24 protein-coding genes are annotated in these 22,937 nt (G+C 53.5%); 17 read left to right on the forward strand and 7 right to left on the reverse strand.

Annotated elements, in window-relative coordinates; all coding sequences use genetic code 11:
* Positions 1-137 precede the first annotated feature (137 nt).
* Entirely contained in the window at positions 138-1,271 is a 1,134-nt protein-coding gene (locus RDN69_RS02085) for a metallophosphoesterase (RefSeq protein WP_024048623.1), read from the forward strand.
* A 33-nt stretch (positions 1,272-1,304) separates the two neighbouring features.
* Here the strand turns inward: RDN69_RS02085 and RDN69_RS02090 are convergent, their stop codons facing one another.
* Complete coding sequence (locus RDN69_RS02090; protein WP_024048030.1) at positions 1,305-1,694, reverse strand: thioesterase family protein; 390 nt, start codon at positions 1,692-1,694, stop codon at positions 1,305-1,307.
* Positions 1,695-1,878: 184 nt separating this feature from the next.
* Here RDN69_RS02090 and thrC point away from each other — a divergent pair, with 184 nt between their 5' ends.
* Together thrC and RDN69_RS02100 are read left to right on the forward strand one after the other, a co-directional pair.
* Entirely contained in the window at positions 1,879-3,384 is a 1,506-nt protein-coding gene (gene thrC / locus RDN69_RS02095) for a threonine synthase (RefSeq protein WP_024048031.1), read from the forward strand.
* Positions 3,374-4,129, forward strand: a complete 756-nt coding sequence (locus tag RDN69_RS02100) for a TVP38/TMEM64 family protein (RefSeq protein ID WP_024048032.1) — start codon at positions 3,374-3,376, stop codon at positions 4,127-4,129. The genes thrC and RDN69_RS02100 overlap by 11 nt, the downstream gene beginning before the upstream one ends.
* A gap of 47 nt (positions 4,130-4,176) precedes the next feature.
* Here the strand turns inward: RDN69_RS02100 and RDN69_RS02105 are convergent, their stop codons facing one another.
* A complete protein-coding gene (locus RDN69_RS02105) occupies positions 4,177-5,160 on the reverse strand; it encodes a diaminopimelate dehydrogenase (protein WP_273259557.1) in 984 nt (327 codons plus the stop codon).
* Between the two features lie 155 nt (positions 5,161-5,315).
* Here RDN69_RS02105 and RDN69_RS02110 point away from each other — a divergent pair, with 155 nt between their 5' ends.
* Complete coding sequence (locus RDN69_RS02110) at positions 5,316-6,977, forward strand: ATP-dependent endonuclease (RefSeq protein WP_036466218.1); 1,662 nt, start codon at positions 5,316-5,318, stop codon at positions 6,975-6,977.
* A gap of 42 nt (positions 6,978-7,019) precedes the next feature.
* Here RDN69_RS02110 and RDN69_RS02115 read toward each other — a convergent pair whose 3' ends face one another.
* Entirely contained in the window at positions 7,020-7,913 is an 894-nt protein-coding gene (locus tag RDN69_RS02115; protein ID WP_288218199.1) for a fumarylacetoacetate hydrolase family protein, read from the reverse strand.
* A gap of 123 nt (positions 7,914-8,036) precedes the next feature.
* Between RDN69_RS02115 and RDN69_RS02120 the strand changes: the two genes are divergently transcribed.
* From RDN69_RS02120 to surE, 11 genes are all read left to right on the forward strand, one after another.
* Entirely contained in the window at positions 8,037-9,743 is a 1,707-nt protein-coding gene (locus tag RDN69_RS02120; protein ID WP_024047985.1) for a glutamine--tRNA ligase/YqeY domain fusion protein, read from the forward strand.
* A 13-nt stretch (positions 9,744-9,756) separates the two neighbouring features.
* Entirely contained in the window at positions 9,757-10,491 is a 735-nt protein-coding gene (locus tag RDN69_RS02125; RefSeq protein WP_024047984.1) for a hypothetical protein, read from the forward strand.
* 82 nt (positions 10,492-10,573) lie between these two features.
* The gene (locus tag RDN69_RS02130) at positions 10,574-11,002 is read left to right on the forward strand and encodes a flavodoxin (RefSeq protein ID WP_024047983.1); all 429 of its coding nucleotides are present in this window, start codon (positions 10,574-10,576) and stop codon (positions 11,000-11,002) included.
* A 48-nt stretch (positions 11,003-11,050) separates the two neighbouring features.
* Positions 11,051-11,476, forward strand: coding sequence for a flavodoxin (locus RDN69_RS02135; RefSeq protein WP_024047982.1), 426 nt, complete (start codon positions 11,051-11,053; stop codon positions 11,474-11,476).
* 170 nt (positions 11,477-11,646) lie between these two features.
* A complete protein-coding gene (locus tag RDN69_RS02140; protein WP_034437288.1) occupies positions 11,647-11,835 on the forward strand; it encodes a 2-hydroxymuconate tautomerase in 189 nt (62 codons plus the stop codon).
* Between the two features lie 17 nt (positions 11,836-11,852).
* Positions 11,853-13,310 carry an IMP dehydrogenase gene (gene guaB, locus RDN69_RS02145; protein ID WP_273259561.1) on the forward strand — a complete coding sequence of 486 codons (1,458 nt, stop codon included), beginning with the start codon at positions 11,853-11,855 and terminating at the stop codon, positions 13,308-13,310.
* Positions 13,311-13,320: 10 nt separating this feature from the next.
* Entirely contained in the window at positions 13,321-14,061 is a 741-nt protein-coding gene (locus tag RDN69_RS02150; protein ID WP_288218200.1) for a WecB/TagA/CpsF family glycosyltransferase, read from the forward strand.
* Positions 14,034-14,705 (forward strand): phosphatidylserine decarboxylase family protein, encoded by a 672-nt coding sequence (locus RDN69_RS02155; RefSeq protein WP_288218201.1) that lies wholly within the window; start codon positions 14,034-14,036, stop codon positions 14,703-14,705. The genes RDN69_RS02150 and RDN69_RS02155 overlap by 28 nt, the downstream gene beginning before the upstream one ends.
* On the forward strand, positions 14,698-15,390 hold the full coding sequence (pssA, locus tag RDN69_RS02160; protein ID WP_024047971.1) for a CDP-diacylglycerol--serine O-phosphatidyltransferase: 693 nt from the start codon (positions 14,698-14,700) through the stop codon (positions 15,388-15,390). Before RDN69_RS02155 ends, pssA begins: the two co-directional genes overlap by 8 nt.
* 1 nt (position 15,391) lies before the next feature.
* Complete coding sequence (locus RDN69_RS02165; protein ID WP_288218202.1) at positions 15,392-16,654, forward strand: glycosyltransferase family 2 protein; 1,263 nt, start codon at positions 15,392-15,394, stop codon at positions 16,652-16,654.
* Positions 16,654-17,433 (forward strand): 5'/3'-nucleotidase SurE, encoded by a 780-nt coding sequence (gene surE, locus RDN69_RS02170; protein WP_024047973.1) that lies wholly within the window; start codon positions 16,654-16,656, stop codon positions 17,431-17,433. The genes RDN69_RS02165 and surE overlap by 1 nt, the downstream gene beginning before the upstream one ends.
* A gap of 37 nt (positions 17,434-17,470) precedes the next feature.
* Here surE and RDN69_RS02175 read toward each other — a convergent pair whose 3' ends face one another.
* Positions 17,471-18,607, reverse strand: coding sequence for an amidohydrolase (locus RDN69_RS02175; protein ID WP_024047974.1), 1,137 nt, complete (start codon positions 18,605-18,607; stop codon positions 17,471-17,473).
* A 201-nt stretch (positions 18,608-18,808) separates the two neighbouring features.
* On the opposite strand from RDN69_RS02175, the gene RDN69_RS02180 reads away from it, so the two are divergent.
* Positions 18,809-19,540, forward strand: a complete 732-nt coding sequence (locus tag RDN69_RS02180; protein WP_273259562.1) for a nucleoside recognition domain-containing protein — start codon at positions 18,809-18,811, stop codon at positions 19,538-19,540.
* A complete protein-coding gene (locus RDN69_RS02185; protein WP_024047976.1) occupies positions 19,533-20,000 on the forward strand; it encodes a YjiG family protein in 468 nt (155 codons plus the stop codon). Before RDN69_RS02180 ends, RDN69_RS02185 begins: the two co-directional genes overlap by 8 nt.
* 44 nt (positions 20,001-20,044) lie before the next feature.
* Here the strand turns inward: RDN69_RS02185 and RDN69_RS02190 are convergent, their stop codons facing one another.
* Genes RDN69_RS02190 through RDN69_RS02200 form a run of 3 tightly spaced genes read right to left on the reverse strand, consistent with a single transcriptional unit; the run spans position 20,045 to position 22,707 of the window.
* On the reverse strand, positions 20,045-20,764 hold the full coding sequence (locus RDN69_RS02190) for a cysteine hydrolase family protein (RefSeq protein WP_024047977.1): 720 nt from the start codon (positions 20,762-20,764) through the stop codon (positions 20,045-20,047).
* Positions 20,765-20,817: 53 nt separating this feature from the next.
* Entirely contained in the window at positions 20,818-21,639 is an 822-nt protein-coding gene (locus tag RDN69_RS02195; RefSeq protein WP_024047978.1) for an alpha/beta fold hydrolase, read from the reverse strand.
* Positions 21,640-21,654: 15 nt separating this feature from the next.
* Positions 21,655-22,707 (reverse strand): ABC transporter substrate-binding protein, encoded by a 1,053-nt coding sequence (locus RDN69_RS02200; protein WP_273259564.1) that lies wholly within the window; start codon positions 22,705-22,707, stop codon positions 21,655-21,657.
* Positions 22,708-22,937 lie beyond the last annotated feature (230 nt).

Here is a 22,937-nt window from a genome sequence, read left to right on the forward strand (position 1 = left end):
GTACCGCGCGGCGCCGCCGTCAACATTAGCGGGCGACTTTCGCTGGGTGCGGCCGGACGAATTTGTAACGCTGCCAATGGCGGGTCCGCATGCCAAACTGGCGGCTTATATTTTAGATCAGGATCGGTAATCAAAAAATGGCTCGAGTGAACTTTATTTTACTTGTTTTATTGACAGTTTCCTTTGTGACGGCTTTTGTAAACTCCGCGTGTCTTACGGGCCTGTGGGGGCTGAACTGGTACAGCCTTTTCGGCGGCTTTTTAAGTGTTTCGTGGCTCGCCGCCGTCTACTACTTTTTTTACGCGGATTTGTATTTGACGACTTTCGCCGGCGCGTTCGGTCGCTTTTTGGCATTGCTCAGTGTTTCCTGGCTGATGTGGCAGCTTGCCGTGGCAGTGCCGCTGGTCATCGTGCGCGTGCTTTCTTTGTTCGGCGGCAAAACGGGGCTTTGGTCGAGCCTTACCGCGTGCATTTTGGTCGGCGCTGTCGTCATGATCGGTGCGGGTCTCTACGGTAGCGAACATTTGGACTATGAAACGAAAGAATTACGCTACACGAGTTTACCGTATCAATTTGACGGTACCAAAATCGCGCTCATTACCGACCTGCACATCGGTCCGTACTACCATGTCAGCGATCTGGCGGAGATTTTGGAACAGGCGGAACGCGATGAAGTGGATTACGTCGTTTTGGGCGGTGACCTGATTGATGACGTGCGGGAGCTTCCGGCGTTGCAGCAACTGTTGAAAGAAAAAGCGCCGAACTTTCGACTCGGTATCGATTATGTGTGGGGCAATCACGAATACTTCCGCAACCAGCCGCTGATCGCGGACTACCTTGCGCAATCCGATATTCGCGTTTTGAAAAATGAGCACGCCACGCTTTCCCGCGATGGCGCGACTATCTACGTGGCCGGTGTGGATTATCCGTTCGAACGCGGCGAGAACTTGAAAGCGCAAGCCAAAGAGTATACGGATCAAGCCATGGCGGGCATTCCGGAACGTGCGTTCGTGATGTTGCTGGCACACCACCCGCAATTTTTGGAAGAAGGTTTCACGCGTCACGTTGAGCTGACGTTGGCCGGACACACGCACGGCATGCAGTTCGGTCCCGCCGGGCAGACGTTTCCGCTGATGTATCCGTACAATCGCGGCCTGTTTACGCGCGGCGCCAATGTCGGTTACGTCAGTCGCGGCGCGGGCAGCTGGATGCCGCTGCGCGTATTTTGCGATCGCGAAGTGGCCTATTTCACATTGAAACGCGGACGTTAAAAAAGATCCTCAGCTGAGGATCTTTTTTATTGCTTACTTGCGCGTTCGGGCATCGGCGTTGGCTAAAAAACGCGACGTATTCACCAGGACGCGCGTGTGCGTGCCCTCAGCGACTACGCCGATTTCATCACGCACCGTCACGGTAAATTCGTATTGTCGTCCGGTGTGCGCCGTGATTTCCGCGCAGGCGGTCAGCGTCATCCCGACCAAGCTGGGAGCGGTGTGCGTTAAAGAAATGCGCGTGCCGACCGTAGTTTCGTCATCGTTCAGGTGCGGCGCGAGCGCGGCGACGGCGGCCGCCTCCATCGCGGCGGCGATGACGGGCGTCGCGCACACGTCGATAGTGCCGCTGCCGACGGCCGCGGCCGTATCGGTGGCGGCAATCACGCGGGTAAAGCTTCCTTTGGTACCGATCATGGACATAGTTACCTCCTCCGTTTATTACATTGTACCGAAACGCGGGAACTTTGTCAGGGACGCCGCGCTTGACGCATCTGCGCATATGGTATAATAGGTACTAAATTATGCACATTTATCACGGCTGTAGAGCCGATTTATGCTGCTTGGGAATGTTAGGGTAAGGCGCAAGCCAAAGGAGATGAATACCATGAAGTTTGTCAGTACGCGCGGGCGCGCTCCGTCCGTTACCGCTGCGGAAGCTCTTGTTTCGGGTCTGGCACCGGATGGGGGACTGTACGTTCCGGAACATTTGCCGGCGCCGCGTGAGGACTGGGAAGCAACGGCGAATCTGACATACGCGGAACTCGCCGCCGAAGTGTTGACACTGTTTTTTACCGACTGGGAAAAAGAAGAACTGTTGACTTTATGCCGCAAGGCATACAACGGGACATTCAATATGCCGGGGATTATTCGCGTGCGCAAAGTCGGTGAAAGACGTTACTTCACGGAACTGTTTCATGGTCGGACGTTGGCATTTAAAGACATGGCGTTATCCTTATTTCCTCATTTATTGCAGGCCGCCAAGAAAAAACTCGGGCGCACGGAAACGACGTTGATCCTGACCGCGACCAGCGGCGACACGGGCAAAGCCGCGCTGGCAGGGTTCCAAGATGTGCCGGGGACGGAAATCGTGGTGTTTTATCCCGAACACGGCGTCAGCCCCGTGCAAAAATGGCAGATGCAGACCCAAGCGGGAGAAAATGTGCACGTGTACGGCGTCGAAGGTAACTTTGACGACGCGCAGACATTCGTCAAAGCGGCGTTTGAAGATCCGGACCTGCGCGCCTATGCCAAGGATCACGGCGTGGCGTTTTCCAGCGCCAATTCGATCAATATCGGACGTTTGTTGCCGCAGATCGTGTACTATATCCGCACCTACGCGGAACTCGTCAAAGCGGGCGAGATCAAAAAAGGCGAAGCATTTGATGTCTGTGTGCCGACCGGCAACTTCGGCAATATTTTGGCGGGTTACCTCGCGAAACAACTGGGCGTGCCGATCGCGAAACTGATTTGCGCCTCGAATGAAAATCACGTCTTGACGGACTTTTTCCGTACGGGCACTTACGATCGCCGCCGCGAATTTCACGCGACGCATTCGCCCTCCATGGACATTTTGATTTCGTCCAACTTGGAACGCTTTATTTACTACTTGCTGGACGGTGATGCGCAGGCGACCGCGAACTACCTCGAAGAACTTCGCGTAAACGGCTGCTTTACCTTGCCGGAATCCGCTATGGCGCGGGCCGATGATTTCCTGTGCGGTTGGGTGGATGACGAAGAAACGGTTCGCCTCATGGGCCGCATGCACAAAGAGCACGGCTATGTAATGGACCCGCATACGGCGGTGGCGGTCGGCGTGAGCGATCAGTTGCAAGAGGAACGGGACGGACGCCTGTTGGTCATTATTTCCACGGCGAATCCGTATAAATTCCCGGACACCGTCGCGCAGGCGTTGAAACTCGACACGCAAGACGCGACCGATGACTTTGATCGCATGTGGCAAATCGCCAATATTTCCAGCTTGCCGCTGCCGATTCAGTTTTTCCATTTGCGCGAAAAACAACCGCGCTTTCATGAGAGCGTCGAGAAAGAAGACTTGCAGGACGTTGTGCGCAAGACTATTGCCGCAATGACGGAGCATAATGAAAATTAACAGGCAACATACGCAGTGGAGCGAAGCGGAAGAGCGTCGTCTCAAATGGGGACTGGTCGTATTTCTGCTCGCGATCCTGGGTGGGATCCATCTTCTGGATCCGACATTTTACGGCACGATCTGGCACCTTTCCATGGTCGGCGATTTTCACGGCACCGTCGAATACTTGCGCGGCTTCGGCGTATGGGCGATGGCCGTCAGCTTCTTTATCGACGTCATCATCAATATCGTCGGCTTTTTGCCTTCCATTTTCCTGTCGGCCGCCAACGGACTCGTGTTCGGCATTTGGCTCGGTATTCTGATTTCCTGGGCTGGTGAAACGGTGGGCGTGCTGATTTCGTTTTGGCTGATGCGCACGATCTTCCGCGACATGGCGAAACGCGTCATCGAGCATAATAAAATGCTCACCAAGCTGGACTCGTACTCGACCATGTGGGCGATGTTGATCGCTCGCGCCGTGCCGTACTCACCGAACGGACTGGTGACGGCGCTCGGCGCGCTTTCCCGCATCAGCTATCGCGATTACCTGATCGGCACGGCTTTGGGCAAATTGCCTTCCGTCGCGATTGAAGTCGTCGTCGGACACGACGTCGTTCTCGCCTCGGAAAATCAGACGCGCCTCATGGTGATGATCGCCGGCATCACGATCGTCTACGGCGGATTGTGGTGGTGGAAACGCAAAAATGATCAGCGGGAAGCCGCGCGCCAAGCGCAAGAAGGCGAGCGGAACGACGCGAAAAAATAAACGCAATAAAAAAGAGAACCGAGCGGTTCTCTTTTTTTATTTACGTATTACAGCAGGTGGCGAATTTCTTCCGGAGTTTTCGCGAGCAGGTAGGCCGGCGGCACATCGAAGATGGTGATGCAACCGGTTTTGCCTTCCGCGACCATGCGCATCAGCGCGCGCGTGTACGCGACGATGACGCTGGAGGTGAAGTTCGGATTGCTCGCCAGACGCAGGTTGTATTCTATGACTTGCGCTTCCTGCGGCTGTGTTTCGCCGACGCGCAGAACAAAGCCGCCGTGCGGCATAGCGGCGTGGTCGCGGTCGAGTTCTTCCTGCGAGATGAAATGAATTTCCGTTTCATAGCCTTCAAAATAATTTTTGAGGTGGCGGATTTCGTTTTCGACTCGCGCTTGGTCCGCGCCGTCTTCCAAAACGACGTAGCATTCGCGCAAATGCGATTCTTGCGCCGTGAAGTCGCTCATTTCACCGTTGCGCGCGCGTTCGAGGTATTCTTCCTTGGGAACGGTGTATTGTTTGGCATCGGCGACGCCCGCAATGCGGCGGATCGCGTTGGAGTGTCCCTGACTGATGCCGCGGCCCCAGAAGGTGTAGTTTTTACCATGCGGTAAAGCGGCTTCGCCCAAAAGACGCATCAGCGAGAAGAGACCCGGATCCCAACCCATCGAGATGAGCGCTACTTTGCCCGCCGCTTTGGCGACGCGATCCATGCCGGTGAAGTGTTCTTCAATTTTGGCGTGCGTGTCAAAGCTGTCGATGACGTGGAAGTAGCGGCCGATTTCCAGCCCCTGTTCCATGAGATCATTGGCGGAGCCGCCGCAAAGGATCATCACATCGATTTTGTCTTGAAACGAAGGAATCTGATCCATGGTGAAGACCGGCGTGCCGCTTGCCGAAGCGATGCCCGAACGGCGGGAAAAAATGGCGACGAGCTCCATGTCGTCAGCCGCCTGCAACGCGATTTCCGCGCCGCGAGCGATGTTGCCGTAGCCGACGATGCCGACGCGAGTAGTGGTTGTTGTCATAATCATTCAATCCTTTCCTATGAAAAGCATGATGTACATGTAAATTTGTAGTTTTAATTATAACAAATTTTCAAAATGGAAGTGGTATTTCTTTTTGGCCATTTATGCATGCGGATAGGGAATACGCTATAATACAATTGACAGTTGGGGAGGTGACGGGTTTGCATATTGTCAGTATGGAAATTGAAAATTACCGTACTTTTCGCCACGTGCGGATGGTTTTTGACAGCACGCAAAATTATTTGGTCGGCTCGCATAATATCGGCAAAACCAATTTTCTGAAAATACTCGAAACCTTGCACGAGAAAAAAAGTTTCGCCGCGGAGGATTTTCGCGAGAAGGATAAACCGATCCGCGTGTTTATCGCCTTGCAGATGGAACGTCGGCGCCAGTTGATAATCAATGGGAAACCGCTTGACGACGCGGACGGACTGTTGCGGCTGGAGGTGTCGCAGGAACCCGGGGCGGAAGCGTTCACCATGAGCAATCTCGAACATCATGAGGTGCTTCCCGAAGACTGGAAGCAATCCGTGCGCTATCTGACGCACTTGCCGACGGGCATGCAGCGCAACGAACTCAGTGAAGAGGCGCGCGCCGATCTGCGTGATATTTTAGGCCAATTCATCGCCGAAGAGGGCGAGCGTCTGCGTTCGATTCTGCACGATATGGCGAAACATTCCGGCGCGGATGTCGCGGCGGTGGATCGACTGTCCGATTCGCTGGATACCTGGGTGGATTATCTGACGGAGTCCGACGGTTCGGAACGCGATGCGGACGATACGTTCCGCATGCTGATGCTGACGGGCTTTCAGATGTTGCGTGAATTGATGATGCTCAATGATGACCCGCGGGAACCGTTTCAGGATTATTTAATTGTCGATGACAAAGGCCGCAAGTATCTGCCGCTCATTATCGGCATCGACGAGCCGGAAATTCACCAGCATCCGTATCGCCAGCGCACGTTAATTGAGTTTTACCGCGGCATTTTGGCGAATGAAAGTCCGCTGATGTGTGAACTCTTTCAGCGTTTTCTCGGCATTGACGGTTTGGAAGGACAGCTGTTCATCGTTACCAACTCGACGGATTGCCTGATTGACGATTACCGCTATATTTTACGTTTGTACCGTGATGAGACGGGGGAAGTCCGCGCGGCGAGCGGCGCGGAATTCAGCTTTGCGCCGGACGTGGAAAAACACCTGATCATGCACTTTCCCGAAGTGAAAGAGGCGTTGTTCGCCCGGTCGGTGTTGATTGTGGAAGGCGAGACGGAATACGGCGCGTTCGCCGGTTTCGCCAAAACGCTCGGTTACCATTTTGATTTTCTCGGTGTCTGTCTGGTCAACGCGCGCGGCGAAAGCTCGATTGTCAAGATCGCGCAGCTTTTCGAACGCTTTCATCTCGGCACGGTGTCGCTCTATGACAGGGACGTCAGTTTGAAGACGCCGCGCGGTGAAAATATTTTCTTTACGGATGAAATTTGTCTGGAGTTGGATATCGTCGAGCATATCTCGAGGAAAAACAAATGGGAGGTGTTGTACCAAGTCGTGCACGAATTGGCGGAAGGCGACGATTTCGTGTACAAGGACATGGTTAAGCGCGCCGTGAGCAAATGGAAACCGGACCCGAAACGCATGTTCCAGTCGCGCAAACTGAAAAGCATCGGGGGACGCGATGAAGAGGGGCGACGGTTTTACTATTTCGCGTGGTTTTACAGCAATAAAGGGGTGTTGGTCGGTCGCTTGCTGGCGCAATACCTGGATGAAGATTTGATCCCGCCCGCGTTTCGATATCCGATCGAACGAGCGGCGGAGTTGGCCAAATAAATGCAATAAAAAAGCGGCGCAAGCCGCTTTTTTTGTGGGAAATTATTGTACCGTATTTTGCAGCGTGCCGATCCCGTCGATGGTGATTTCGACGGTGTCGCCCGATTGCAAATAGCGCGGCGGCGTAAAGCCTTTGCCGACGCCGGCGGGCGTGCCCGTTAAAATGATATCGCCCGGGAGCAGGGTGACGCCTTGCGAAAGATCGGCAATCAGCTGCGCGACGGAAAAGAGCATTTCATCGGTTGTCGCCGCCTGACGCAATTCCCCGTTGACTTTCGTGGTCAGGTGGAACGGCTCGTCCGGCGTGCCGACCAAAATCGCGGGGCCGATCGGACAACTGCCGTCAAGACTTTTGCCCAAGAACCATTGGCCGCGTTCGCTTTGCAGATCGCGCGCGGTAATATCGCAGGCGATCGTGTAACCGAACACGTGATCCAACGCCTGCGCGCTGTCGACCTGTTGCGTCGTCTGACCGATGATGACGGCCAGTTCGCCCTCGTAATCCAGCGCCTTTGTTACGTCGGCATGGCGCGGCAGAGGCGCTAAATGCGGCAACACGGTCGTCGTCGCTTTGGTAAAATACACGGGCGCTGACGGAAGCGGCGTGTCCTGTCCGGAAAATTCGCTGACATGCGCGGCGTAATTCTGGCCGACGCAAAACAGATTGCGGATCGGCAGGAGCGGCACGTCCCACGTCACCTCGTCAAAGGCGAGCGGCGTTAGCGCGAGCGCTTCATTTTCTTCCTTTTGCGTGAGCGCGCTTTGTAAAATCACGAGACCTTCGGGACCGTTCGCCACCAATTCGGCGACGGTTGCGGGGAGCGGTATGAATAATGCTTCTTCCAACTCGGCGGCGCGCAGGATGTGGGCGCCGTCATCGGTCACGATGCCCCATTCGGGCAAACCAAGGTAGGAAAAGCTGACGATTCGTAACATAGTATCATCCTTTCTGTACGCTGATTATACCACGGCGCAGATCGGCAAAGAGTGTGGTAAAATAAAAGATACATATAAGAACGTAACAACGGCAAACGGAGCGTTTGTCGGCAGGAGGAGATTATGACGGAGACGAAGACGCCGGAAGTGGCCAGCAGCAATTTTATCGAAACGGAAATCAATGCGGATATCGCGAACAATGTGTATACCGACAATCGTGTGCATACGCGTTTTCCGCCGGAACCGAACGGATATTTGCATATCGGTCACGCGAAAAGCATTTGCTTGAATTTCGGCTTGGGAGAAAAGTATCAGGGTAAAACCAATTTGCGCTTTGATGATACGAATCCGACCAAAGAAGATGTGGAATACGTCGAATCAATTGAAGAGGACGTGCGTTGGCTCGGTTTCCATTGGGACGGTGAAGTGCATTTCGCCTCGGATTATTTCCCGCAAATGTACGAATACGCTGTACAGCTGATCCGCGAAGGCAAAGCGTACGTGGACGATCTTTCGGGCGATGAAATCCGCGAGTATCGCGGCGATTTCAACACGCCCGGCAAGGAAAGTCCGTACCGTAACCGCCCGATCGAAGAAAGTCTGCGTTTATTTGAAGAAATGAAAGCGGGCCGTTACGCCGACGGCGAAAAAGTATTGCGCGCCAAAATCGATATGGCTTCGCCCAACCTCGTGATGCGGGATCCCGTATTGTACCGAATTTTACACGTGCCGCACCATCGCACCGGCGATACCTGGTGCATCTATCCGATGTACGACTTCGCGCATCCGGTATCGGACGCGATCGAACGGATCACGCATTCGGTCTGCACGCTGGAATTTGAAGCGCATCGTCCGCTCTATAACTGGGTGTTGGAAAGTTGGCCGGATCCGGAGCATCCGCGGCAGATTGAATTCGCCCGCCTGAATGTCACCACGATGATTACCAGCAAACGCAAATTGCGTCGGCTGGTGGAAGAACACATCGTCAGCGGCTGGGACGATCCGCGCATGCCGACGATTTCGGGAATTCGCCGCCGCGGTTACACGCCGGAAGCGCTGCGGGATTTCTGCGATCGCATCGGGGTCGCGAAAAACGACAGCTTGGTGGATATCAGTCTGCTTGAATTTTGCATTCGCGAAGATTTGAAAAATAAAGCGCCGCGCCTGATGACGGTGCTCGATCCGTTGAAAATTACGCTCGTCAATTATCCGGAAGGGCAAACCGAAGAACTGCCGATCGCCAATAACCAGGACGCGCCGGACATGGGCGAACGCATGGTTCCGTTTTCACGAGAATTGTATATCGAACGGGCCGATTTTATGGAAGAACCGGTGAAAAAATTCTTCCGTCTTGCGCCGGGCCGCGAAGTGCGTTTGCGCAACGCTTACATTATTCGCTGTGAAGAAGTCGTCAAAGATGAAAACGGCGAAATCATTGAATTGAAATGTACTTATGATCCGGACTCCAAGAGCGGCTCGCCCGGCAGCAACCGCAAGGTGAAAGGCGTCGTGCATTGGGTAGAAAGGCATACGGCGGTACCTGTCGAAGCCCGTTTGTATGATTATCTCTTCCCGGAAGATGATACCGATGACGGACGCGATTTCGTCGAGAAAGCCAATCCGGACTCGTTGGTCGTCAAACAAGCGGTCGCGGAGCCCGCGATTTTGGATTATCCCGTGGGAACGCGTTTCCAATTCATGCGCCAGGGATACTTTGTCATTGATCCGGATACGACCGAAGAGCATCTCGTCGTGAATCGCATTGTCGGTTTGCGCGATACTTGGGCGAAATTGCAAAAACAAAAAGAAAAAGAAAAGCAGGCCAAGTAAGAAGGGAGACGTCATGAAACAATTATGGATCGCCGCCGCGCTTGCCGTGCTCGTTTCGGGGTATACGGCTCTGGCCGCGGATGCGGTTGTGCCGTCGCTGGGGAAATGGACCCTTCCCGCAGACACGACGCAGGTGGCGGGAGAAGTATCGGTGCGCGGGACAAATGGCGCGCCGAAAATCTCCGCTTTTTACCAAGACCAAGGATTTAAAAACGGTCATTACTACCTGCTGGTACGACAGAATCAGGTCGCTTTCGCGTATGCGGCGCTCGCGGTGATTCCGCAGGAACGAGCGGTGACGCCGCGGTATGATCGGACGCGTTCGGTGTATCGCCCCGTACAGAAGGAGCGTGGTGCATATTACCAAGTTCCGGAGCAAAAGGATCTGTTGGCGGAGGCGCGCAACCGTGGCGTGTATCATCGCGACGCGAAAAATGATCGCTTGCAACGGCACGCCATGACGTCAAAAATGACGCTCGATGAAGCGGCAGCGTACTGGAACCGCGAAGTCATTCCCGCGATTCCGAACCGCGTTGAAACCGTCGAATTCATGCCGACCAAAGGCAATCGAATCTACACGGCGACATGGACGACCAGTCAAATGGAAAAGGGCATTCTTTACCGCGAGATCACCCATGCCGAACTTTTGAAGAAAAACGGCCAAGTATACGCGGTGTTAGTCAGCGCCGATGATCGTCAAAGAGAATGGCTCACCCGGCTGACGCAGGCGCTTGGCGCGTGGCATTGATTCGGATTGACAAGGGCATGTACTATCGTTATGATAGGCGTAGTAAAGAAACATATATCTGGCATCTTAGAGGAGGCATATTATGGCTAATATAGCAATTGTGTATTGGACAGGATCCGGCAACACCGAAGCGATGGCGAATGCGATCGACGAAGGCGCCAAAGCGGCGGGCGCGGAAACGCAACTTTCTTTCGTGACCGACGTTACCGCGGACGATATTGCCGCATTTGATTATATTGCGCTCGGCTGCCCGGCCATGGGTTCGGAACAGCTCGAAGAATACGATTTTGAACCGTTTTATGAAGAACTTGCCGGACATCTCGCCGGCAAAAAAGTAGTGCTTTTCGGTTCGTATGCATGGAACGACGGCCAGTGGATGGACGACTGGGCCGGTCGTGTTGCCGAAACCGGCGCGGACATTGTCGCGGATCCGGTCAAAGCGTACGCGTACCCCGATGATGACGCGCTTGAAGCTTGCCGCCAACTCGGCGCAGCGTTAGCGAACGCCTAAACCGAACGCCACGTTTACGTGGCGTTTTTCTATCTGAGGAGGGAACGTATGAAAGTCGCTGTCATTTATTGGACGAACACCGGTAATACGGAACAGATGGCGGAAGAGATCGCGCTCGGCGCACGGGATGCCGGCGCCGACATTACCCTGACCGCATATGCGGACACCACGCCTGCCGAAGCATTGCAAGCGGATCAGCTGATTTTGGGGTGCCCCGCCATGGGTATCGAGGAATTGGAGGACGGGGAAGTCGTACCGTTCATGCAGGAACTCTATCCGCAACTCGCCGGTAAACGGGTCGCTGTTTTCGGTTCGTGCGGCTGGTCGCACGGGGAATGGTTGACCAAGTGGGTGCAGGAACTCAGCGATGCCGGCGCAGAGGTTGTCGCTCCGCCGTTGTCCTGCCAAGGTACGCCGGATGATGAGGCACTGGCCTCTTGTCGCAAGTTGGGACAAGACATCGCTCAAAAATAAAACTGAAAAAGTCGCCAACGGCGACTTTTTTAGATAGCCGGAGTCGCTACCGGACAAATTTTGCAAAATTTGTCCGCGCGGTATGGGCAGAAAACGTGAGTAAAGTGCTCTCGGTATGCTATAATAGATAAAATATAGAAGAAAACAAATTAACGATACGGAGGAATCTTATGCCTGTCATTCATGTGCATTTGCTCGCCGGGCGCAAAGTGGAGCAAAAACGCGCCTTTGTGAAAAAAGTAACGGATGCGGCGGTCGCCGAATTGGGCTGTCCGGCCCAAAATGTTAGAATTGTTTTCCATACACTGACGAAAGAAGATCTCGCTGAGGGCGGCGTTTTACGCGCCGACCGCGACTGAAGGAGAGGGAGCGTGCGATGATGGACGAAAAATTTCAAAAAGAAGGTCTGACATTTGACGACGTGCTGCTGATACCGGGGGCATCGGATGTACTGCCGCGCGATGTCAAAGTGGACACCTGGCTGACCAAAGAAATTCATTTGAATATTCCGATTATGAGTGCGGGCATGGATACCGTCACCGAATCGGGCATGGCGATTGCGATGGCGCGTGAAGGCGGCATCGGCGTCATTCATAAAAACATGACGATTGATGAACAGGCGCGGGAAGTGGACAAAGTCAAACGTTCCGAACACGGCATCATTGTCGATCCGATTTACCTCGGACCGGACAACCTGCTGCAGGACGCGGAAGACCTGATGGCGCGCTACCGTATTTCGGGCGTACCGGTTACCGTGGACGGCAAGCTCGTCGGTATTATCACGAACCGCGACATGCGTTTTGAAACCGACATGTCGAAAAAAATCGGCGAAGTGATGACGAAAGAAGGTCTCGTTACCGCGCCGGAAGGAACGTCATTGGAAGATGCGAAACGTCTGTTGTGGGAGCACCGCATTGAAAAATTGCCGCTGGTAGATGGCGCGGGCAATTTGCGCGGTCTGATCACGATTAAAGATATCGAAAAAACAAAAAAATATCCGAACTCCGCGAAAGACGGCAACGGTCGTTTGTTGGCGGCGGCGGCCATCGGCGTTGGCAGTGACATGCTGGAACGCGCGGAAGCATTGGTAGGCGCCAATGTGGATGTGCTCATTGTCGATACGGCGCACGGTCACTCCGCGGGCGTTATTCGCGCGGTCAAAAACTTGCGCGAAGCATTCCCGCACACCAATCTGATCGCGGGCAACGTAGCGACCGGCGAGGCGACCGAAGCATTGATCGAAGCCGGCGCGGATGCGGTTAAAGTCGGTATCGGACCGGGTTCGATTTGCACGACCCGTGTCATCGCCGGTATCGGCGTACCGCAGATTACAGCGGTTTATGACTGCAGTCGGGTGGCGGCGCGTTACCATGTGCCGGTCATCGCCGACGGCGGCATCAAATACTCGGGCGACATGGCTAAAGCCTTAGCGGCCGGCGCCAGCGTCGTCATGCTCGGCAACCTTTTGGCGGGCACGCAGGAAAGCCCGGGCGAAACGGTAATTTACCAGGGCCGTTCGTACAAAGTGTACCGCGGCATGGGCTCGCTCGGCGCGATGAAAGCGGGCAGCAAAGATCGCTACTTCCAGGAAAACATGGACAAATTGGTGCCGGAAGGTATCGAAGGCCGCGTACCGTACAAAGGCACGGTGGCGGATTCGATTTACCAGATGGTCGGCGGTCTGCGCGCCAGCATGGGTTACTGCGGCGCGAAAGATCTGGAAGCCATGCGTTCGGAAACTAAGTTTGTGCGCATTACCAATGCGGGACTGATTGAAAGTCATCCGCATGATATAAATATCACCAAAGAAGCGCCGAACTACAGTATGAATTAAGGTGCCTTCCATGCAGTGGGAACGGCATTCGATTCTGGGCGTTGCCATTGACGCCCTCACACTCGAAACCGCTGTCGCGCAGGTGGACACTTGGCTCGCGCAAAAGGAAACGAAATTTATCGCCACCGCGAATGCGGAAATGGTCATGCGCGCGTATAAAGATCCCGCGTTCGGTCAGGTATTGGCCGCGGCGGATATGGTGCTCGCGGACGGGGCGGGAATTGTTTGGGCCGGTGAACAGCTTCATAAGCATTTTCCGGCACGCGTAGCGGGTATTGATTTTATGACCGCGCTCGTGGAACGTGCGGCGCAAACGGGAACCAAGATGTATTTCTTCGGCGGCGCGCCCGGCGTCGCCGAAGAAGCGGCGCAGCGGCTGGAAAGCCGTTTCGGCACGCTGCCGATTGTCGGCGTGCGGGACGGCTATTTTGCCGCGTCGGAAAATGACGCGATTGCCGCCGGCATTCGGGAAAGCGGCGCGCAGCTTTTATTCGCGGGCCTCGGCGTTCCGAAGCAGGAGTATTGGCTGACGCGGATGCGGCCGCAATTGCCGGGCATTGTATCGCTCGGTGTGGGCGGTTCTTTTGACGTGCTTTCCGGTCGATTAAAACGGGCGCCGCTTTTCTGGCAAAAAAATCGCTTGGAATGGTTGTATCGTTTGGCTCTTCAACCGTCCCGGTTACGGCGGATGGGAGCGTTGCCGCAATTTATGTGGCAGGTGAAATGTTCCGCCAACCGAAGGAGGAAATAATATTGTCACAGATCACGATCGTGAAAGAAGGCTATCCCTTTATAGGGGGAGCTCTTTTCGTCGCGCTCCTGACAGGGTTGCTGATATCATGGCACTGGGCCTTGTTGCCTTTTCTATTTGCGCTTTTTTTCACCTTCTTCTTTCGTTCGCCCCGGCGGAATGTGCCGCGTGACCCCGACGTGCTTGTGTCACCGGCCGACGGCACCGTGATGCGGGTCGAAGAAGTAGAGGAAGAGTTGTTTTTGGGTGCGCCCTGTTATAAAGTTACGATTTTTTTATCCGTATTTGATGTGCATGTCAATCGCAGTCCGATGGCGGGTGATATTACGTTTCGTCAATACACCTGCGGCGGTTTTCGCCCCGCGTTTCAAAAAAGTGTAGGTTATGAAAACGAACGCCACACGATCGGTCTTGAAAACGAACGAATTTCGATTGTCGTTACGCAGATTGCGGGCCTTTTGGCGCGCCGCATCGTGTCCTGGAAAAAACTGGGCGATCGGTTGGGTAAAGGCGAGTTATACGGAATGATCAAGTTCGGTTCGTGCACGGAAGTGTTTATGCCGAAAAATGTGGCTGTTTGCGTAAAAAAAGGGGATCGTGTGCGCGGCGGCGAAACTGTTATCGGGAGAATAGTAGATGCGTAAAGAATGGATACCGAATCTTTTTACGGCTTTAAATATTGCCATGGGAACACTGTCCTTGATGTTTACCGTGCAGGGAAATTTCGACGCGGCCGCCTGGGCGATTTTGCTCGCGGCGGTGGCGGACGGTTTAGACGGACGGGTGGCTCGCGCGTTCGGCGTGGCCGGAGATTTCGGTAAAGAGTTGGACTCATTATGCGATGTGGTATCGTTCGGTGTAGCGCCGGCGGTTTTGCTCTATACTTGGCAAATGGCGCTCATGCCGCTCGGTTTGGGCGCGATGGCCGCTATGCTTTTAGCGGTCTGCGGCGCGATGCGCTTAGCTCGCTTCAATATTAATACGGATGTGGTGCACGGCTTTTTCATGGGGATGCCGATCCCGACGACGGGATGTTTGGCGGCGACCTATGTGTTGTCGGATGCGCCGTTACCGGTGTATCTTACCTGGGTGCTGACATTGGTATTGGCATGGGTGATGGTCAGCGAAATGCATTACCCGGATTTTAAAGGTAAAGCCGCCGATCCGGTGCAGAAAAAAGCGCTGGCGGCCGTGGTCGTCATCGGCTTGCTCTTGCTGTTCGACGAACCGTCACGCTGGGCGTTTGTATTCTTTTTTATGTACTTCTTATTCGGCATTTTAAATACAATTTGGAATCGATTGGATCGATCCGGCGGAAGGAGAGCGTAGTATGACCTATTACATGGATATCATCATGGTACCCATCCAGATCATCGTGGCGCTGTTCACGGTGTACTACACGGTCTTGGCTATTTCTGGCATGTTCCGCAAAAAAGAGGTCAAGATCCTGACGCCGAAAAATCGTTTCGCCATTATCGTTGCCGCCCACAATGAAGAGCAGGTATTGGGTGCGTTGATTGATAATCTTTTCATGCTGAAATATCCGCGTGAACTTTACGATGTCTATGTCGTCGCCGACAACTGCACTGACGGTACCGCGCAACTCGCTCGAGATCACGGCGCCATCGTCTATGAACGATTTAATAAGGAAGAGGTCGGCAAAGGCTATGCGATGGACTGGCTGTTTCATAAGGTTTATGAAACAGGTATTGAATACGACGCCTTTTGCGTATTCGATGCGGATAACCTTGTTCATCTGGATTTTCTGACGGAAATGAACAGCCGTTTGGAAAAAGGCGAACAGGTTATTCAAGGTTACCTGAGCGCGAAAAACCCGTCGGATACATGGGTATCCGCGACGTTCGCAATGGCGTTTTGGATCGTCAATCATCTGTGGCATCTGGGCAAGTATAATATCGGCCTTTCTACCGCGCTCGGCGGCACGGGCATGTGCATTTCAAGTCGGGTTCTGCGCACTTACGGCTGGGGTTGCAACTGTTTGACGGAAGATATGGAGTTTTCCATGAAAATTCTGTACGAGGGCAATATTCGTACGACATGGGCCGACGACGCTATTGTTTACGATGAAAAACCGCTCCGCTTCATGCAGTCATGGAACCAGCGCAAACGCTGGGCGCAGGGACACTTTGACTGCGCCGGAAGGTACATTCCCAAATTGTTCAAACGCGGTTTTTCGACCGGTAATATTCGCATGCTTGACGGTATTTTACAATTGTCGCAGCCGCATTTTATGCTGCTTTCGACCTTTTATTTATTGATGACTTATGTAAACGCTTCTGTCCCGTTCTTTACAAATGTGTTGTATAATGACCGCGTTATGCCGGTGGAATTTTGGACGACCATCGGTACCTTGCAATTTATTTTGCCGATTATCGTATTGTGGCGGATCAACGTTCCCAAAAAAGTTTGGCTGTACATTCCCATGTATCCGATCTTCATTTATTCTTGGGTGCCGATTACCTTCCTGGGATTCCTGAACCGACATAAAAAAGAGTGGAGCCATACCCAACATACGCGGCAAATTTCGTTTGATGAAGTGCCGTTACATTTGGACAGTAAAGGACCGAATTAATGCATATTTTCATGTCAAATGACGATGGGATTGAAGCGCGTGGCTTGCGCATGCTGGCGCGCGGCTTAGTGGATCTCGGTGAAATTACGCTGATCGCGCCGCATCAGGAGTGCAGTTCGAGTTCGTCGGCGCTGACTTTGCGGGAGCGTTTGTATCTCAAGGAAGAGCATACGGGCGAACCGCGTTTCAAGGCGTTTTCTTTTACCGGGCGACCGGCCGATTGCGCGAAATTCGGCATCTCGTATTGGTTGCAGGACACGCCGCCGGATTTGGTGGTATCCGGGATCAATAACGGTTATAACGTCGGCAGCGACGTGACTTACTCCGGAACGGTGGCGGTCGCGATTGAAGGGCATTACGAAAAAATCCCGTCGCTTGCGGTTTCGGGGCAGACATTTGATGAAGAATTTTTGGAACGGGCGGTGCCTTTTGTTCGTGACTTTATCCAAAAAGTTTTCGTGGAAGGGAAATATCCGGGATTGCTGAATTTAAATATTCCCAATATTCCCGAAATCAACTGGCAGCATGTCAAAGTCTGTCGTCAGGGCCTGCAGATTTATGAAAACGCGATCACGGCAGCGGTGGATGAAGACGGTCAGATTTACTACCGTGTCAAAGGTCGCGCGTTGCCGGATTCGGATCATGAAGACGATGTCTACTTTTTGCATCGCGGCTGGATTACGGTGACGCCGCTGACCTGGTATCAGGGTGCGGATCAGGAGATCGGCGCGGTGGAGGATCTGTTGCATTCGATTGCGCAACGAGAAGTGAAGAAATAAAAAAAGACGAGCTCAGCTCGTCTTTTTTGTTGCGGTGTTAGCGGTTGTGTTCGCCGTTATATTTTGAATTTTCGCCGAGCACTTTGGATACGGCCGTTTTCAGAATTTTTTTGCCGTACGTAAGGGCCTCGGTGTTGAAATGCATATCCGGCTGATGTAACCCGGGCTTGAGGTCGGCGCCCAGACCGTAAAAGCCGACGTGCAGATTCGGTTTGGCGATGACATAGTAGCAGAAATCTTCGCCGCCCGGTGTGGTCTGCGCCGGCAGCGTGTTTTCGCGGCCGAGCACTTCGGCAATGCTATCTTCCAACAGTTCGCACATGTCGTCGTTATACTCGGCGGCCGGTAAATCGATCAATGTTTTGCAGGTGCAGGTGCAGGAAAAAGCGGCGACTGCGTTTTCCACGGCGATTTTGATTTTTTCATTGAGCTCCGCCATGGTATCGTTATCACCGGCACGCATATCAAAAGCGAGCAATACTTTGTCAGGGATCGCGTTTGTCGCGCCGGAATCACAGAGGCAGCGGGTGGCTTTGACGCTGAACGAACGCTCCGGATTCGGTTGGATTCCCGTGGCGGCGAGTATCGCCAGTGCCGCCGCGTGCAGAGCGTTGTGACCCAAATGCGGGCGCGCGCCGTGCGCGCGTTGTCCTTTGATTTCGAATTCCACGGTGTGGCTTGCCGAGTAGTAGAGGGCGGCGATCGCCTGTCCCAATTTCGCTTCCTGGATCGGACGGACATGTTGCCCGATCAGATAATCGACATCATCCAACACGCCGCTGTCGACGATCGTGTACGCGCCCTGGCCGATTTCTTCCGCCGGCTGGAAAATCACTTTCAGCTTACCGCGTTTGACGATGCCTTCTTTAATAATTTCTTCTCCGGCCGCCAGCGCCATTGCCGTGTGGCCGTCATGACCGCAGCTGTGGATCGCGACATGCTTACCGTCGATGATATGTCCGAGCGCATCCATGTCGGCGCGTACGGCCATCGTCGGACCGGGTTTGCCGCTGTCGAAGATGCCGACGACACCGGTGTGCCCGCCCAGTCCTTCCGTGACGTCAAAGCCTGCTTCCCGCAGCGTTTTGGCCACGAATTCGGACGTTTTATGCTCCTCCAACCCGAACTCCGGGATGGTATGTAAATATTCTCTGAAATCTTGTTCTCTTGCCATACTATTCCCTCCTTTAGTACCACCAGTATAACACAGTCGCTTACGCTAAACGGACAAATTCTAATTTTTGACTAAAATATGTTGGTAAAGCAAATGATAAATGTTATAATGGACGTAATATTTTTTTTAGGAATATTGTATTCCGCCCGACGCGAGCCTTGGCATCGCGCGGTTTTTTTAACAGGAAGGAAGGGGATGCAGATGGCAGAAGAAAAGCAGAAAACTGTTGCGCCGCAAGGCCAACCTGCCGAATCGACAACAAAGTCGGATCGACGGCAGGAAGCGGAGCGTCTGCTCGGCGGTAAAGTCGGCATCGGCGCTTACATCGCGTTGATTGCGGCCATTATTTTTTTCTCCGGCATTTTGATGAAAGTCGACGGTATGAAGTGGTTGAGCGCGTTTGACTATACGACCTTGATCGGTAAGTACGGTACGATGAAAGTACCGGAAAAAGCGACTTGGCTCGGTATGGGCGGGTTCTCCGCACGGCAAGGCTTTTTATTCGCGCTCTCGCTGGCGCCGTCCGTGATGCTTGCATTGGGCGTGATCGAAGTGCTTGCGCAATACGGCGCGATTCGCGCGGCGCATAAATTGATGACGCCGCTGTTGAAACCGATTTTAGGCTTACCGGGATTGACGGGGCTGGCGCTGATTACGGACTTGCAGAGTACGGATGCCGGCGCGGCGCAGACGAAAGAATTGTTTGATGAAGGCTTGATCAGTGAGAAGGAACACACGATTATGACCTCATGGCAGTACAGCGGCGCGGGCATGATCAGTAATTACTTCGCGACCGGATCGGCGGTATTTGCGGTATTGACCGTACCGGTTATTTTGCCGCTGGGAATTATTTTCGTCATGAAATTTGTCGGCGGCGCATTTGTCCGCTTTATGTTAAATACGGTTTACGGAAAGGATTTTGCCGATGAATAACAAGGATACGCAAAGCAAAAATCCTTTTGACGTATTCGTCATTGGGGCTCGCAAAGGTTGGAATATCGCGGTCAACAACATGATCCCGAACGTCTTGATGGCATTTGCGATCGCGCACATTTTGGATCTTCTGGGCGTGCTCAATTTCATGAGCGTGATTTTCGGACCGGTCATGGGGATCTTCGGCCTGCCGGGACAGGCGGTCATGGCGCTTTTGACAGCGTGGCTTTCTCTTTCCGCCGGCGTCGGCATGGCGGTATCGCTCGCGGGGCAGGGACTTTTGAACGGCACGCATTTGACGATTTTATTGCCGGCGATGGTTCTGATGGGATCGCAGCTGCAGTACATGGGTCGACTGCTCGCGGTCGCCGATGTCAAAAAGAAATACTGGCCGCTGCTGATGCTGACCAGTATCTTGAATGCTGTAATTGCCATGTTCATCATGCGCATATTGGCGTAATGACAAATAAAAAGCACACCTTTCGGTGTGCTTTTTTTATTGCGTTATTTTGTATGTTTTTCCCGCGCTTCGTCAAGCAGAGCGATCGTTTGATCGGTGGAAAGTACCTGGCAATAAATCAGGTTCATGATTTTCAGCTCCGCGTCGTGGAGTTCCTGCGTCGCGGCCGCGCACGCATCTTCTACGCAAATGACTTGGAAGCTGTCGTCCGCTAAGCCGCGTACCGTTCCGGCGACGCACTGATCGGTGACGATGCCGCCGACGACCACCGTTTTAATGCCCATGTTGCGTAAAACACGGCAAATATTCGTACCGGTTGTCACGCTGTCGGTCGTTTTGTTGAAAACGAGCTCATTGTCTTGCGGGGTGAGTTCTTCCACCATCGCGGCTTCCGTCGAATCCGCGTGAATGAAGATGCCGTTCCAGCCGTCCGACTTCTGGACGGTTTCTCGATCTTCTCCGTCAGGCAGCAAACAGGCGATTCGCCCGAATGTAACACGCAACTCATGGTCGCGGAAATAATCGAGCAGGCGTCGCGCGTTGGGGATCGTCGTCGTTTTCAAACGATCACGGAAATACTTCCAGCGATCCCATGTGCCTTCTTTTTTCAATTCCAGCGCTTCGCCCATTTCGTCATGGGCGAATTCGTTTTGCAGATCGACGAGCAGCAAGGCCGTCGTTTTCGGATCCAGATTCAGCTCCGGATAGGTTTCGACGTCCTGGTAGTAAAACGAACGGTACTTCGGATCGACTTGAATTTTCATGAAAGACCTCCTTAAAAATATACACTTCTTTTTTATTACCAATATTACTTCTATTACTTCCCAAAGGAAATGACAGCCTGATTGAATTTTTCCGGCTGTTCAAAGAAAAAGAAATGACCGGCATCGGTAAATTCTTTATAATCGCCGCGCGGCAACAAGGTCGTGATATGCTGACCCTGCGTGACGCCGGCGGGGAAGACGTGATTGTCCGAACTCATGACAAGTGTCGGCACGCTGACGGTCGGTAAGACCGCGGAAAAGTCATTCGTCAGATAATCGTTGTAAATCGCGACCGCGCTCCATGGAGCGGCGGCGCGCATGTCCTCGAGAGCAAACCCCGCATCGGCGGGCGGCTCTCCGTGCCAGCATTTTTTGAAAAACGCTTCGGTAAAACCGTCGCGATCGTTAAGGTATTGGTTGACCTGCGCATTCCATTGATCCGCGTTGAAACCTTTCAGCGCATGACTATTCCAACGCTCGGGACTGTAGGGGAACGGCGTCATATCGATCAGCAGCACGCCCGTGACGCGGCCTTCCGTACCGAATTGGTCCCAGTAGGAAAGCACGGTCGGTCCGCCGAGCGACCAGCCGCCTAAAATCACGTCCTGCAAACCGAAATTTAAGATAATTTCGTGAATGTCAGCCGCATATTGACGGATCGTGTGCCCCGCCAATGTTTTCTGGGAGCGACCGTGACCCCGCAGGTCCCAGGTGATGACCTGAAAGTGGCGATTGAGTTCGTCACGATTTTTTTGCCAGCAGCGACCGGAACAGAGCCAGCCGTGACACAACATCAGCGGTCGGCCTTGGCCGGAAATCTCCACGTAGAGTGACGTGCCGTCTTTGGTTTTGAAATACAGCGATCCGTTTTTCATCCTCCACCTCCGAAATTACTTTAAACTGTCATATGCGGCCTGCCAGCTTTGTGTTCGAATACAGGCTTCGGCCGCGAGGTCATGTTCCATAAAACCGTTGGCCCGATACCAGGCAATTTGCTTGGCGATATCATCGGTCGCAAGTTTACCGTCGCGATCTATGTAGGGAAGACTGCGACTGACATCGGCGGCCGGCGTTTGCGTATACCGGCTGATGATTTCGACCACTTCGCGAAAACGCGCGTCCGTTTCCAGACGTTTGGCCGGCGTTATCGCCGGTGCGTCGGCGAACACCGCATCATAGTAGTCTCTGCAGGCGCGGATATACGCTCGCATAAAACGCTTCCCGGCGTCATTATTTTGGGCAAAACGCGGCGCGTAAAAAACGGCTGAGGTCTGATAGGTCAAGCGTTCTCCCACCGGCGTCAGCAATTTTACCTGACCGGTTTCCAACAGCTGGGAGGCAAAGGGTTCATTGACAATCGCGCCGTCAATTTGCCCGGATGTCAGCGCTGCTAAGACGGCGCTGACTTTGCCGAGGTTCGCATAATTTACCGCGGTGCGATCCAAGCCTGCCTGCTCCAGCAAATGGCCTGCCATGTACTGGTAAGTGGAACCCGCCTGCGTATTTCCCAGCGTTTTTCCCGCCAGATCTTTCACCTCATGCACACCCGCCGCATACGCTTGCGGCGTCACGACAAGAAAGCTGCCGGAGTGTTCGGGAACTTCACGGCCTTTATCGGCGACAAGGTAGGGAACCTGTCCGGCCGCCGCCAAATTGTAAAGACCCGCCGTCAAACCGGTAGCGCCCACGTCAATGGCGTTCGATGCCGTCGCGACAGCGATCGGTTGCGCCGCGTCAAACCAGACCGGTTCCGGCGCAATGCCCTCCTCCGCAAAATATCCTTTTTCGATGCCGATGAAAAGCGGCGCGGAACTGGCCAGCCGCAACATCCCCACTTTAACGGGGATTGGTGCTGCGGAAGGGGACGCGGACTCTTGACCGCAACCGGCCAGCATCAATATTCCTAAACAAAGCGCCAGCAGGCGCCACAGGATTTCTTTCATAATACCCCCTTACTTTACATTTATTATACCATTCTTGACTCGTCAGTGCGTGTGAAAAGCATATTTACTATAAGCGCAGACCAAATACGATTCGTTTGGCCGTAAAACGATATTGATATTATGCGAAAGTATCATAAATAGGCAGTCAGCGTGCGCGTTTTTCGGTTGGCGAATCGACTACAAGAAAATATATAAATAAAATCCGCCAAGCAAAAAGATTATGTCTGCAT

Origin of the sequence: uncultured Negativicoccus sp. (genome assembly GCF_902480485.1) — a bacterium.
GTDB lineage: Bacteria > Bacillota > Negativicutes > Veillonellales > Negativicoccaceae > Negativicoccus > Negativicoccus succinicivorans.